Source organism: Metabacillus indicus (assembly GCF_046603695.1).
GTDB lineage: Bacteria > Bacillota > Bacilli > Bacillales > Bacillaceae > Bacillus_P > Bacillus_P indicus.
Genome location: NZ_CP176757.1, coordinates 3,302,239 through 3,315,546, shown reverse-complemented (window position 1 = coordinate 3,315,546; position 13,308 = coordinate 3,302,239). Strand labels below are relative to the sequence as shown.

The 13,308-nt window shown below is 43.5% G+C and carries 13 protein-coding genes; 7 read left to right on the top strand and 6 right to left on the bottom strand.

Annotation, left to right across the window (positions count from 1 at the left end):
* Nucleotides 1–32 precede the first annotated feature (32 nt).
* Nucleotides 33–437, bottom strand: coding sequence for a hypothetical protein (locus tag ACK1LH_RS17015; protein WP_411333694.1), 405 nt, complete (start codon nt 435–437; stop codon nt 33–35).
* Between the two features lie 250 nt (nt 438–687).
* Here ACK1LH_RS17015 and ACK1LH_RS17010 point away from each other — a divergent pair, with 250 nt between their 5' ends.
* Entirely contained in the window at nt 688–906 is a 219-nt protein-coding gene (locus ACK1LH_RS17010) for a hypothetical protein (RefSeq protein ID WP_029283913.1), read from the top strand.
* 131 nt (nt 907–1,037) lie between these two features.
* On the opposite strand, the gene ACK1LH_RS17005 is transcribed toward ACK1LH_RS17010, so the two are convergent.
* Entirely contained in the window at nt 1,038–2,450 is a 1,413-nt protein-coding gene (locus ACK1LH_RS17005; RefSeq protein WP_029566139.1) for a TerD family protein, read from the bottom strand.
* Nucleotides 2,451–2,628: 178 nt separating this feature from the next.
* Nucleotides 2,629–3,537: an NAD(P)/FAD-dependent oxidoreductase gene (locus ACK1LH_RS17000; RefSeq protein WP_411333691.1), complete on the bottom strand. Its 909-nt coding sequence runs from the start codon at nt 3,535–3,537 to the stop codon at nt 2,629–2,631.
* A gap of 342 nt (nt 3,538–3,879) precedes the next feature.
* Here ACK1LH_RS17000 and ACK1LH_RS16995 point away from each other — a divergent pair, with 342 nt between their 5' ends.
* Nucleotides 3,880–4,998, top strand: coding sequence for an acyltransferase (locus ACK1LH_RS16995; RefSeq protein ID WP_411333690.1), 1,119 nt, complete (start codon nt 3,880–3,882; stop codon nt 4,996–4,998).
* A 27-nt stretch (nt 4,999–5,025) separates the two neighbouring features.
* On the opposite strand, the gene ACK1LH_RS16990 is transcribed toward ACK1LH_RS16995, so the two are convergent.
* Nucleotides 5,026–6,057: an FUSC family protein gene (locus tag ACK1LH_RS16990; protein WP_411333689.1), complete on the bottom strand. Its 1,032-nt coding sequence runs from the start codon at nt 6,055–6,057 to the stop codon at nt 5,026–5,028.
* 238 nt (nt 6,058–6,295) lie between these two features.
* On the opposite strand from ACK1LH_RS16990, the gene ACK1LH_RS16985 reads away from it, so the two are divergent.
* The 3 genes from ACK1LH_RS16985 to ACK1LH_RS16975 all read left to right on the top strand — a co-directional run bounded on the left by ACK1LH_RS16985 (nt 6,296) and on the right by ACK1LH_RS16975 (nt 10,020).
* Entirely contained in the window at nt 6,296–7,180 is an 885-nt protein-coding gene (locus tag ACK1LH_RS16985; RefSeq protein WP_029283909.1) for a sulfite exporter TauE/SafE family protein, read from the top strand.
* Between the two features lie 482 nt (nt 7,181–7,662).
* Nucleotides 7,663–8,433, top strand: a complete 771-nt coding sequence (locus ACK1LH_RS16980; protein ID WP_029283908.1) for a LysM peptidoglycan-binding and 3D domain-containing protein — start codon at nt 7,663–7,665, stop codon at nt 8,431–8,433.
* Between the two features lie 144 nt (nt 8,434–8,577).
* Nucleotides 8,578–10,020, top strand: a complete 1,443-nt coding sequence (locus ACK1LH_RS16975; RefSeq protein WP_411333688.1) for a DEAD/DEAH box helicase — start codon at nt 8,578–8,580, stop codon at nt 10,018–10,020.
* Nucleotides 10,021–10,485: 465 nt separating this feature from the next.
* Here the strand turns inward: ACK1LH_RS16975 and ACK1LH_RS16970 are convergent, their stop codons facing one another.
* Nucleotides 10,486–10,677: a hypothetical protein gene (locus ACK1LH_RS16970; protein ID WP_029283906.1), complete on the bottom strand. Its 192-nt coding sequence runs from the start codon at nt 10,675–10,677 to the stop codon at nt 10,486–10,488.
* A gap of 135 nt (nt 10,678–10,812) precedes the next feature.
* On the opposite strand from ACK1LH_RS16970, the gene ACK1LH_RS16965 reads away from it, so the two are divergent.
* Nucleotides 10,813–11,766 (top strand): RNA methyltransferase, encoded by a 954-nt coding sequence (locus ACK1LH_RS16965; RefSeq protein WP_342825411.1) that lies wholly within the window; start codon nt 10,813–10,815, stop codon nt 11,764–11,766.
* A gap of 56 nt (nt 11,767–11,822) precedes the next feature.
* Nucleotides 11,823–12,662 carry an MBL fold metallo-hydrolase gene (locus tag ACK1LH_RS16960; protein WP_342825413.1) on the top strand — a complete coding sequence of 280 codons (840 nt, stop codon included), beginning with the start codon at nt 11,823–11,825 and terminating at the stop codon, nt 12,660–12,662.
* A 61-nt stretch (nt 12,663–12,723) separates the two neighbouring features.
* Here the strand turns inward: ACK1LH_RS16960 and ACK1LH_RS16955 are convergent, their stop codons facing one another.
* A complete protein-coding gene (locus ACK1LH_RS16955) occupies nt 12,724–13,041 on the bottom strand; it encodes a hypothetical protein (protein ID WP_029283903.1) in 318 nt (105 codons plus the stop codon).
* Nucleotides 13,042–13,308 lie beyond the last annotated feature (267 nt).

Genomic DNA, 13,308 nt, shown 5'->3' with positions numbered 1-13,308 from the left:
ACAAAAAAAGCCCTCTATTTGAGGGCTTACGATTATGCATCTATATCGTCTTTATTGGTTATTCTTCTGAAAAGACTTCTAATCACCAAAACAACGATGATGAGCGCTATATAAACTAAAAATAGTGCGACAAAGCCCCACAGTCCGACAATGGCATCAATAAATTCCATGTTCCCGCGCCTTGTAAGAGCCTGCTGAATTTCAATGCCGAAAACAAGAACGAACATAAACGTCATTGTGTATAGAAAGGAAAGAGCTGTTATTCCAAAAGGAAGCTTGGACAGCCATTTCGAAAGAAGATAGACAAATAGAAACACAGCCATTCCAATGAAGCCCATAATCCAGAAGTGAAGGTCTTTGTCCGTCACATTTAACCCAAAGGTCTGATAGGCCATTGAATTGATGAGGTCGTGTATATTATTCACAGCTTCTGCCATGAGAAGAATAAATTCTTTCAGAATCTGTCACCCATTTCTGTTTGTGATGAACCTATTATACCTGATTCTGTCAAATCTGTTCATAGCATTGGCCTATTAAATTTTTCCATAAAGGGCTGCCCTTAGAAAATATAGGAGTATAGTAAATAATCCATTTGACGCTTTAGTGGTTTAAAACGTTGTAGATTTAAGGCGCCATTCAAAGTAAAATAAATGAAATAGCACAATTATCAGAAGGGAATGGAGAACTGTGAGATATACGAAAAAAGAGTCTAATGAATTGATTGCGGCTGCTTTTCATCTGCTCAGGGCCAGGAAAGTGGCCACACCCAAACAAATTGCAGACGATCTGGAAGCGCAGACCGGAAAACGGGTATCGTCTCCATCCGCATTCATGGTAAAGGTAATTGAACGGTATCCTTCAGTCGTAAAACCGAGAAGAGGAGTATATATGGTAAGGGAAGGATAAAAAAAATTTTTGTTTTTCTTTTATTCTACAATAGAAAAATCAGAAAGACTTCTAGTTTGTGAGATTATATGACGAAGTTTTCAGCGTGAAAAAAATGCCCGTGAGACAAAGTCCCGCAGGCATTTTTTTAATCAAGCCAAAAACTCGTTCGGATTCAGTCCAAGCTCATAGCAGATATCTGCAACAGCTTTTTGTTCATTCTGATCGAAGTGCCCGTCCGCATAGCCGATGGCGATGCAGTAGCGGGCAACAAGCCTCGCAATTTCCGGTTTCGTGCGCACTCTTCCAAGTGCTTTAAAGGCTTCAGCACGCCCGATGATCGGATCTCTTTCCATTTTTTGAACATATACGTTAAATTGCTGAATGACTTTATTTGTGTCAAAAACACGGAGCTCTTCACTTTGATTCACAAACTCAATCATTTTTTGGCGTTCAGTCTGATCAAGGCGGCCATCTGCCGTGCCTACGAGTGCACAGGCGGCAACAACGGCTTCAAGCACGTCCTGACTCTTATATTTCTGGAAAAGCTCCATAGCCTTGTTCTTTTGCTGATTAGCCCACTCGGCGTAATCCGTCTGATTTGGAGACCAGGAATTACCGCAGCTGTTGCACGTGAACTTCAGCTTGTTTTTTCCGATAAATCCTCCAAGCAGTCCTACAGGACCAAGAATCAAACCGCCTACAGCAGCTTTTCCAAGACCGAAGCCCTTTTCGCCTGTGCGTACGTTCGTTGAACTGCAGCGGGTGCAGCTGATTGTTTCCCCGCCGTATGTCTGCGAACCTTGACCATATGTCTGCTGCGGCTGGCTGTAGCTTTGCTGAGAATAGGCCGGAGTAGACTGAGTGTACGATGGCGCGGACTGCTGAGAATAGGCTGGCTGCGGCGGCTGATACGTATTCTGCTGGGAATAGCTTGGCTGCTGCGGCTGAAATCCGCTTGAATGAATTCCCGCTGCCGGTGCCGGTTCGTCATCAACCGTTACCCCGAAGTTGCGGCACAAGGCTGCAAGGCCGCCCTGAAATCCGCTTGCGATTGCATTAAATTTCCATTCGCCGTTGTGGCGGTAGAGCTCAGCTGCAACAATCGCGGTTTCGACAGTAAAATCTCTGCCAAGATTAAACCTGATCAGCTCATCATTGTTTAGCGGATTGAAAATGCGGACATAGGCATTTTCAACCTGTCCGAAATTCTGCTGCTTTGCTTGTGCATCATGGATTGTAATTGTAAATGCAATGCGGTGAATGTGCTGAGGGACAGCGCTTAAATTAATCTGAATCTGCTCATCATCCTGATGCCCTGCACCTGTCCTGTTATCTCCCGTGTACAGAATCGAACCGTTTCCGCCTGAGGGATTGTTGTAAAAAACAAAATCCTGATCGCTGCCCACCTTGCCGGATTGACCGACCAGGAATGCTGATGCATCAAGATCGTAGGAAGCCCCGTGCCTGCTTACATCCCATCCAAGTCCGACAATTACGTTCTGAAGGCCGGGATTTGATTTTGTTAGATCCACTTTTTGACCTTTACTGAGCGTCACACCCATACGTCCATCCACTCCTTAAGTTAAATAGGTTTCTGTAAAGTTGCTTAAATTATGTAAAATTAGTAAAAAATCACTCTCTTTAAATACTAAGTCTTTTAAACTATTTTTTCAATGATAAGGTGCGATTCCAAGACCCCGTAATGACACCGGCAAAACAAAAGAGAACAGCAGCCCGCTGCTATTCTCCGTCCATCAGGCTTTTATGGATCCAGACCGCAGCCTGACATCCTTCTCCCATAGCAATGGTCACCTGCTCAGAATGCACGCCTGCATCGCCAGCGGCCCATACATGCTTTACACTTGTTTCCTTCGTCCGGGGATTTGTCAGGACATGCTTATTTTCAAGCCGTTCAGCCCCGAGCATTGCTGCAAGCCCGGTGTGGACAGTGTTCCCTCCGAAAGCAAGAAAGCCGCGTTCACCCTCAAGCAGCGTCCCGTCTGCAAAACGAATTCCTTTAAACACAGATTCGTTTTCTGTCAAAACTTCATCAGCTTTTTTATCAACGGTCATAATTCCTTTGTGTGTAAGCTTCAAAATCAGGTCTTCAGGAATGGATTGCTGTTCATGATTGATATACACAATAGAATCGGTCCAATAAGAAAGGGTCAGCGCCATGTTTGCACCAGCAGCTCCCGCGCCGAGCACAATGGTTTTTTTATCCCTGACCTCATAGCCGTCGCAATCGGGACACACATAAACACTGAGGCCAAGGCAGGCTTTTAGACCGGGAAGCTCGGGCATTCTGTCAGATAGGCCAGTCGAAAGCAGAATTCTCTTTGCGTAATAGACGGCTCCTGACGCCGTTTCAGCCTCAAAAGCATTTTCTCCTTTTTTCAGCCCGACAACGCGGCCGCTTAAAAAGTGCACACCTGTTTTTTCAGCTTGTGTTTTTCCAAGCGCTCTCAGTTCCTCTCCGCTGATTCCGTCAGGCCAGCCCAGAATATTGCGGTAGCTTCTGCAAAGGGAAGAACGTCCTTCACCGGAATCAATGACAAGTACATTTCTTTTGTAGCGTCCAAGCTGAATGGCTGCCTGAAGCCCGGCAATCCCTGCCCCAATAATCAAACACTCGTAAATCTCGTTCATCAGCAACACGCCTTCGGTTATGTATAGTCTATAGGATGCTTCAATCAAAAAACCTCATTCACACGTAAGTCTTTTCTCTCAGCAAGAATAAAATTGACGGAAGCAGGGAAGAAACTTTTACCAAAAAAGAGGGGCATGCTGTTCATTTTTTCAGGATTCATCTTTTACAGGGAAATACGCTCAGTCCCCGTCCTATTGGCATTGCAAGGATTTGCAAAATTCATGCAGGAAATGTCACGTTTTTCAATTTCATACATAAGTACTTATTTTGACATAAATCGACACTTGTTTGTTCATACCATCTACACTAAACTTATACTTTAAGGACAAGGAGGTCAGGTTATGTCTGTTCAGTCATCTGTTGCTACTAAACAAAAAAACAGAAATTACCTATTTGAAATTTCATTCTTAAGAGCTTTTGCCTGTATGGCTGTAGTCGGCGTTCACGTCACGGCCACTCATTATTACGCAAATGCTCAAACATGGCATTGGTTTACGTATTTTATTAATCAGGTTGGAAGATTTGGAACAACCATTTTCGCTGTGCTCAGCGGCTTTCTCCTTTTTTACCAAGTGAGAAAAAGGGGTTTTGATACAAAGAAATTCATTACTTCCCGCTTTTCAAAAATTTTGCTCCCGTTCCTCATCTGGAGCTTCGCTTACCGTTATATGGTTTTTCATTATGATGGTCTGGAATTTCAGGGATTAGGCGCAGAACTGCAGAGGCTGTTATTGGGAGAATCGTTTTACCATCTTTACTTTATAGCAATCGTGGTTCAGTTTTATTTTGTTTTTCCGCTTCTTCAAAAAATCGTGAGATCTAGAATTCTTATGATTGTTTTTGCTCTTATTTCATTAGTGATCAGCTACAAATTATTTGGTTTTAATCCAGGTGTAGAAGGTGCGCTTGGAGCATTTTTCGCAAGCAAGACCTTTATGCCGATCTGGCTATTCTACTTTGCGTTTGGCGGAGTCCTTGCTTATTTCTGGGAAGAAATTGTAGGCTTTGCGACTAAGCGTCCATGGCAGATGCTTGTTCTTGCACTGGTTGTTTCTGCCGGAGCCGTTGTGGAGTATCGTATCACTGGACAGGTTTCCAACAGAAGACTTACCAATCTGATTAACCTGCCGCTTCTTTGCATTGCGACGATTGGCATGTACCCGCTTCTTACAAAACTGACAGTCATTAAAAAGCCGCTGATGGTCATTGGCCAGTATTCAATGGGCATTTATCTCGTTCATCCGATGACGTTATATCTTATGGTTGAATACCTGCCAAACAGCGTTTGGACAGTCGGAAACATTCCGCTGCTATTCCTTGCTGTAATGGTCATTGGGGTAGTATTTATCAGGCTGCTGCAGTTTATTCCATTGAGCGGCTATGTCATTCCCGTACCGAAAATCAAAAAAGCAAGACCTGCTCAAGATGCATCTGCAGAAAGGCAGCTGCGCTCAGCATAAAAGTCCAGCCGTTTGGCTGGACTTTTTTTATAAACCTTCTGCTTTCTTAACATAACTTCCAACCAGCTGATCCAGCCGCTGCAATTGGAAGGCATATTCATAGACGGCGGATGCTACAACATTCAGCCTCTGGTTTTCAATTTTTTCAGAGTCTCTTTCCATCATCTGAATGAGAAAAACTCTAGTTCCTCTTGTCACCCGGTCATCTTCAAACCAGTCCTTGAGTTTAATTTTCCCTTCATATTTAAGAAGCAAATACTCATGCCATTTCGTCAGCTGTTCAATTTGATCATCAAACAACTGATCCTCAGCCATTGTGGTTCTGCTCTGAAAGTAATGCTCTTCAATAACTTTCAGCACATCGGCAGCCTGCTGAATGGTTTTGAGCATCTGTTTAAACACGACAATTTCTCTTACATTCAGCGGATTGATCTTTGCCATCTTTTCCCGTTCTTCATCAAAAAGTTCATATAAGTCTTCAAGCTGCTGAAGGTCAGTCCTGAACTCTTTTCTTTTTTCCTGATAGTATGATTCAGTCAGTTCATCCGATACGGCAGTTCTCAGTAAAAGAGACATCGTTTCAAAAACGGTCTGAACTTTGGAAAAAAAGTTCTCTTTATATTTCGGCGGAAGAATCAGGAGATTGACAATAAACGCTGATGCGATTCCAATCATAATGACGGCAAACCGGTTCAGCACATATAGAAAATCCTCTTGTCCCGGTGCACTCATGATGGCCAGAACGGTTACAAGCGTCAATGAAATGGACGCTTCCATTTTCAGCTTCAGGCAAATCACGATGACTGAGATGACAACGACTCCAATGACGAGCGGACTGCTGCCGAAAAAGTAAAGAGCAAACAGGGCGAGCATCGCACCGAGTGTATTAGCCTGAATTTGTTCACGAACCTGTTTCCATGTCCTGTAGATGGAAGGCTGGATGGTAAAGATGGCGGCTACCCCGGCAAATACAGAATACTCAAGATTTGCAAGGGAGCAGATAAAAAGCGCAAGTGTGACGGATATGCCTGTTTTCAAAACGCGGGGTCCAAAAATCAACTGATTCTTTCACTCCTCTATTCTCAGGATGAAGTAGCTTTAGTTTAACAGAAAGGCTGATTCCTAAAAATGAAAAAATCGGTTTGAAAAATTTTTCATATAATTCCTTGTAAACTCATAGGAATTATGTATAATAAAAATACAAATTAAAAATTTAAAAAAATCAGACTGATTGGAAAACCAAAGGTCCTTAACACATTGTTAGGGACCTTTTTGTATTCAGAAAGGGGAGATAACGTTGAGAAAGCTTATTATTTTTGCATTTATTGGTTTTTTGGCACAGTTAATTGATGGTTCACTGGGGATGGCATACGGGGTCACATCTACTACACTGCTTTTGACTTTCGGGATTGCCCCTGCCGTTGCCTCGGCATCTGTGCATTTGGCAGAAGTGGTCACTACAGCAGCATCCGGCGCTTCGCACATTAAGTTTGGAAACGTGGATAAGCAGGCCGTCTATAAACTGATCATCCCAGGCTCAATCGGAGCATTTGCAGGAGCGTGCTTTCTAAGTAATTTGCCCGGAGATCTGGCAAAACCGTTTATCGCTGTTTTCCTGCTTGCTTTAGGGCTTTATGTTCTTGTCCGTTTCTTATTTCATTTTGAAGAAAGGGAAAAAAATCAATCCCTTGCACTGACAAGAAAAAAATCAATTCCCCTTGGGCTGATTGCAGGGTTCGCTGATGCAACCGGCGGGGGCGGATGGGGGCCGATTGCAACACCAGTGCTGCTTTCACAAAAGGGAGCTTCAGCACGCAAGGTGGTAGGGACGGTCGATACGAGTGAATTTGCCATAGCCGTATCTGCAACACTTGGATTTTTGCTTTCTCTTGGATGGGAGCAGGTGAACTGGCTGTGGGTTGGAGCATTAATGATCGGAGGAATCTTCGCAGCCCCGATTGCGGCCTGGCTTGTAAGGAAGCTTCCCGGCCACCTCCTTGGCGTCCTTGTAGGAGGATTTATCGTGCTGACTAACGCAAGAACGCTCCTGACAACCTGGGACACGGACGCATCGATTACACCATTTGTTTATGGATTTATCATTATCGGCTGGGCTGCGGCGGTAGCATATGCCGTGAAACGCAACAGAGGAAGATCCGAGGAAGCGGCAGTGGTCTCATAAAAAGAAAAAACCCCTTTTGTTCAAGGGGTTTTTGACGTTATTAAGCGATAAACTGCACGAATGAAGCTATCAGCAATGACCCTGCAATGCCAAACAGAAGGTCTTGTTTTGTCATATCCAGCTTTTTAAGTAATTTCCCCATTTTCATTTCCCCTTTGTTTTTTCTTCTTACATATAAGACGGATTTTCATGGCGGTTTGTTTCAAAAAATAGAAGAAATTTTAGCAAGTATCCCTTATATAGGGCCATACCATATGTCCTGATAAAAAGAAATTTAGTATTTGAATATGGTGAAAAACGAACTAATTTCCCTTATTTTTTGAAGGAAACTAAGGAATATAGTGGGAATTTTCAGTTATTTGGTAAGGTAATTGTTATCGTGCTGTTACATTTGTAATGGATTTATTATCTCGCTGTTTTTTACAAGCCTCTTTTTTATGCTAAGATGGGAAACATCGATTGCTGAAGGAGGAGGAAAAATAATGAAAAAAACAATCTTTTCATTAGCAGCAGCAGCTGCACTAACAACGACAGCAGGATTTAGCGCACAGGCAGAAGAGGTCGTAGTGGAGAAGGGTGACACTCTTTACAGCCTATCCAAAGAACATAACGTTTCAGTAGAAGATATTAAAAGCTGGAACGGATTATCATCAGACATAATCATGGCAGACAATACATTAAAAGTATCAGATGAGGAAGTTTACACAGTCGTTGCCGGAGACACTTTATGGAGCATCGGAGAAAAATTCGGAGCAAGTGTTGAACATATTAAAGGTAAAAACGATCTTCAAAGCGACCTGATCCACCCTGGACAGGAATTGGTGGTTTACAGTGATGCAGATAATGGCAAGCCTGCCCCTGCTCCTGCAAAAGCTAGCGAAAAGCCTAAGGACACAAACCCGTCTGTAAATGAGGCTTCTGCAAGCGCGGTTTCAGAAAATGATGTAAAAGAAGAGAGCGTTGCAAAAGAAATGACAGTTACAGCAACAGCTTATACCGCTTTTTGTGACGGCTGCTCAGGAACAACGGCTACAGGCGTTGATTTAAGAGCAAATCCTGACAAGAAAGTAATTGCAGTTGATCCAAATGTGATTCCGCTTGGCTCGAAAGTATATGTTGAGGGCTACGGCTATGCAACAGCAGAGGATACTGGCGGAGCGATTAAAGGCGACCGCATTGATGTGTTCATTCCTACACAAGATGCAGCAGTTGCATTTGGCAAGCGCGAAGTAAATGTGAAAGTTTTAAACTGATAGATTGATAGATACCGTGAATCTCCCAGGAGATTTACGGTATTTTTTTTGCGGTCATAAATCTAATTCCGTCTAATAAAGGGTATAATGAATATTTACCCGAAGCACACGTGATAAAACAAATGAAATTGAGGTTCAGGACAAATGAAAAACGGATTTTCAGATTACAAATTAAGCTCTGATCTGCTTAAAGCTTTAGATAAATTAAGCTATACCCAGCCGACTGAAGTACAGAAACAAGTGATCCCTGCTGCCCTGCAGCAAAAAGATCTGGTGGTTAAATCCCAGACAGGCAGCGGGAAAACAGCAGCGTTCGGCATTCCTCTGTGTGAGCTTGTTGAATGGGAGGAGAATAAGCCCCAGGCGCTGGTTTTGACTCCGACAAGGGAACTTGCGGCACAAATAAAAGAAGATCTCACAAATATTGGGAGATTCAAGCGAATTAAAGCAGCGGCTATTTATGGGAAACAGCCATTTGAACGTCAAAAAACAGAATTGAAGCAGAAGACGCACATCGTTGCGGGAACACCCGGAAGAGTTCTTGATCACATTGAAAAAGGCACTTTTCCTCTCGAGAAATTGCGCTTTTTAATTATAGATGAAGCTGATGAGATGCTGAATATGGGGTTTATCGATCAAGTGGCGGCCATTATGGAAGAACTGCCGAAAGAGCGGATATCGATGCTCTTTTCAGCTACGCTTCCTGATGATGTTGAAAAGCTGTGCGACAAATATATGAACGATCCGGTCCAAATTGAAATAAAGGCATCAGGATTAACGACGTCTGACATTGACCATTCGCTGATCACTGTTTCAGAGGATGATAAGTTTTCACTTGCTAAAGCAGTAACGGTGATCGAAAATCCTGACAGCTGCATTCTTTTTTGCAGAACGCAGGAGAGAGTGGATTTACTCGAGAGGAAGCTCAGCCGTGCTGGCTATCCATGCGGAAAAATTCATGGCGGACTCGTTCAGGAAGATCGTTTTTCTGTCATGGATGATTTCAAAAAAGGAGCATTCCGCTACTTAATTGCAACAGATGTCGCGGCAAGGGGAATCGACATTGACAACGTATCCCTTGTCATCAATTACGATCTTCCCCTTGAAAAAGAAAGCTATGTTCACAGAACAGGCAGGACCGGAAGAGCAGGGAAAAAAGGAAAGGCCATAACGTTTGCCGTTCCAAATGAAGAAAGAATGACAGCGGAGATTGAGGACTATATCGGATTCGCCATCCGCAGAACAGATGCTCCAACTCATGAAGAAACGGCAGCTGCCAAGCCGGCGTTTGAAGAAAAACGAACGTCAAAGCCTGTAATGAAAAAAGATAAAAGTGCGCAGTTGAATAAAGGCATCATGAAACTTTATTTTAACGGCGGAAAGAAAAAGAAAATCAGAGCCGTTGATTTTGTCGGGACGATTTCAAACCTTCCCGGCATCACGGCGGATGACATTGGGATCATTTCCATACAGGAAAATGTTTCATACGTAGATATACTGAACGGAAAAGGGCCCGCCGTCTTAAAAGCCATGAAAACGACCACTGTTAAAGGAAAACTTCTGAAGGTACATGAAGCAAGAAAGTGAATGATTTTGGATAATGGCATTAGAATCTGAGAAATAACCCTTCATGCGGATGTGTGAGAGCTGAAGGGTTATAAGAAGCGTGGAAATAACCCTTCGCGCGGATGTGTGAGAGCTGAAGGGTCATAAGAAGCGTGTAAAGAACCCTTCATGCGGATGTGTGAGAGCTGAAGGGTCATAAGAAGCGTGTAAAGAACCCTTCGTGCGGATGTGTGAGAGCTGAAGGGTCATAAGAAGCGTGTAAAGAACCCTTCGTGCGGATATGTGGGAGCTGAAGGGTCATAAGAAGCGTGTAAAGAACCCTTCGTGCGGATATGTGGGAGCTGAAGGGTCATAAGAAGTATGGGATTAACCTTTCGCGCGGATATTTAAGAGCTGAAGGGTCATAAGGCCCGAGAAAGCTAATCCATTACAAAAAATCCGAACTATTTTCACAGTTCGGATTTTTTGGTTCTCTGCCCAGTCTCTTTATTCTTCCTTTTCGCTGACAGTATCGTCCACGATTGCAAAAAGCTGCCGGTCGAATAGGTCGTCGCTGCAGAGGAGATGTTCTTCAGCCTGATTCACGATGTCTGTCAGTTCTCCCTGATCGCCTTTTGCATTAATGATTTCAACGATTTGATTTAATCCTTCGGACGTTTGAGCGTGTTTATCTCTCATTGAACGATCACTCTCCTTTTATCCGTAGGATTCTCCTGGAAAGTCATTTTTACGCGCCGGAAGAATTGCTTTTCTTTTAGAATACAGCTATGGTTTTATAGATGCATATTTTTAACGCTAAAGGATGGGAAATGATTGCAGAATCAAAGCCGGAAACCGGCCTATATTTATACGTTTGCAAGCACACAAGAAGAGCTTGAACTATGCAAGCTGGAAATGCGGTCTTTTTTTGGCGTTCAGCCGGAAGGACACTGCCTGAAAAGCAGCACCTGCATTGATCCAAGCAGAAGCCCTTTTATGAAAGAGCGCATAGAGATTTTATATGAAGGAAATGAAGTAGAAGATATCGTTCAGCAGGTTGGCGAGATTGATATTGGGCCGGATACGTTTAAGATTATTTTTCTTAAAATCAATGACCTCGATGACTCAGAACAAATCAGTTATGACGAACGGCGGAAGATTGAACGCAGAGTAGGCTGGCCGTTTAAAGCAGAAGCGGATGTCCGGAATCCTGATCAGGTTTTTGGGATTACAGTACACGAAGGACGCTGGTATTTTGGAAACTATACAAAAGCCGAACCTGTATATCTGCACCATGTGAAAAAGCCCAGGGAATATTCAACCGCTCTCAGTACAAGGGTTGCCAGAGCAGCGGCTAACATTGCGGTCCCGCATCCGGCAGGAGTAAAGGCAATCGATCCATGCTGCGGAATAGGGACAGTGCTCGTTGAAGCTCTTTCAATGGGAATTGATATTGCCGGCCGTGACATCAACCCTCTTGTTGTGGATGGCTCCAGAGAAAATATTGCCCATTTCGGATATGAGTGTGATGTGAAAGTATCTCCGATTGCAGAGGTAAATGGAAAGTATGACGCGGCCATCATCGATATGCCTTACAATCTTTACACACATGCTACCCCTGAAGAGCAGCTTGATATCATCAGGCACGCAAGACGCATTGCAGATCGCGCAGTCATTGTCACGAGTGAAACGATGGATCACATGATTATCGAAGCCGGCTTTGCCATCATCGACAGATGCACTGTCCGAAAACAGATGTTCTCTAGACAGGTTCTTGTCTGTGAATAGATTGTCAGGATCGTGAGGATACTATCTTCTTGAATGAAAATCAGGAGGTATCAGCGATGGACGATAACATGGAGAGCCCTTTTGAGCATAAGTTCATCCCGGTAACATCTGTCATGAGCGGACTTGAAATGGATGTGCTTCCCGGGATTTACTGCTATACAAACCAGGTGGTAAACGTAGTATTTATGAGAAGCGGGGACGACTGGTATGTCATTGATGCAGGGATGCCCCACTCTGCAGACGCCATTAAAAAAGCGTTCGAAGCACATGGCGGAATTGATGCTGCTCCAAAAGCGATTCTGCTGACACACGGGCATTTTGACCATGTGGGTGGAATTGTGGAACTTGTTGAACAATGGCAGGTGCCGGTGTATGCTCATGAACTGGAAATTCCTTTTTTAACAGGCCAAACAGATTATCCAGAACCGGACCCAAGTGCAGAAGGCGGAATGGTCGCGAAGCTGTCAAAAATGTTTCCGAACGAATCCATCGATCTTAAAGACCGGGTCAAGCCGTTTGAACCAAACGGGATGATTCCTGGGCTGTCAGATTGGAAATGGGTTCATACTCCCGGCCACACACCAGGACATGTCTCATTTTTCAGGGAATCCGACCGAACGCTGATCGCAGGGGATGCGTTTGTAACCGTGAGGCAGGACTCCCTCTATAAAGTGTTTACACAAAAACAGGAAATCTCAGGGCCGCCAAGATACTTCACGACAGATTGGCAGGCGGCATGGGAATCTGTCAAAACATTGGAATCCTTAAAGCCTTCCACAGCAATAACAGGACATGGCGTGCCTGTTTCAGGAGAAGAACTGCGTGACGGCCTTGCCCTTTTGAGCACGGACTTTGAAAAGCTGGCCATTCCTGATCATGGAAGGTATCTTCATTAATGCCGGGAAACCGGCTTTTTTTCATAAATAAAAAGCAGAAATCCGCCTCAGGGATTTCTGCTTAATTTTCGTCTGTCTCACTTACCTTTTCAATCTTCTCAACAAACATCTGATAGACTCTTCGCTTTTCATCCAATTCTTTTATGTACAGTTTCAGTTCATTGAACTTTTCTTCAAACGGCTTTTGGTAAGTTGTTTTGATCGTGCTGATGATCTCGTCATTGATCGTGGATTGAATCACTTGTTTCGTAATGCCGAACTTATAGGAATACAGCTGAAGCTCGCTTTTTACTTTCTCGTACTCAGCATCAATTTCATTTTTTTGCTGCAGCATGTCTTCTTTCCATTTTTGCAGAGAATCTTTTACGTAGGACTCCATCGTTTCCCTCCAAGCATCGTCTATTTCAATACACTATTGAAGGAAAAGGCGGATTTTCTGGGGGTGGCAGATGGATTATGCTTCCTTTTTCCCTCATGCCTTAAGGTTATAGTAGGTCCATTGTTTCAGTTCTTTTTCCATTCGGATGATCTATTATACTAGTAAAATATTTCCGATTATAGGATAATAGGCCAATTCCAAGTTTTTCATAGTATGGTATCTTTATACGTGTAGAAAAAAACAGAAAATTCTACATGTTCTTACAAA

Coding starts and splice junctions, on each gene's coding strand:
- ACK1LH_RS17015 (WP_411333694.1), bottom strand. CDS start 437: ATGGCAGAAGCTGTGAATAATATACACGACCTCATCAATTCAATGGCC.
- ACK1LH_RS17005 (WP_029566139.1), bottom strand. CDS start 2,450: ATGGGTGTGACGCTCAGTAAAGGTCAAAAAGTGGATCTAACAAAATCA.
- ACK1LH_RS17000 (WP_411333691.1), bottom strand. CDS start 3,537: ATGAACGAGATTTACGAGTGTTTGATTATTGGGGCAGGGATTGCCGGG.
- ACK1LH_RS16995 (WP_411333690.1), top strand. CDS start 3,880: ATGTCTGTTCAGTCATCTGTTGCTACTAAACAAAAAAACAGAAATTAC.
- ACK1LH_RS16980 (WP_029283908.1), top strand. CDS start 7,663: ATGAAAAAAACAATCTTTTCATTAGCAGCAGCAGCTGCACTAACAACG.
- ACK1LH_RS16975 (WP_411333688.1), top strand. CDS start 8,578: ATGAAAAACGGATTTTCAGATTACAAATTAAGCTCTGATCTGCTTAAA.
- ACK1LH_RS16970 (WP_029283906.1), bottom strand. CDS start 10,677: ATGAGAGATAAACACGCTCAAACGTCCGAAGGATTAAATCAAATCGTT.
- ACK1LH_RS16960 (WP_342825413.1), top strand. CDS start 11,823: ATGGACGATAACATGGAGAGCCCTTTTGAGCATAAGTTCATCCCGGTA.
- ACK1LH_RS16955 (WP_029283903.1), bottom strand. CDS start 13,041: ATGGAGTCCTACGTAAAAGATTCTCTGCAAAAATGGAAAGAAGACATG.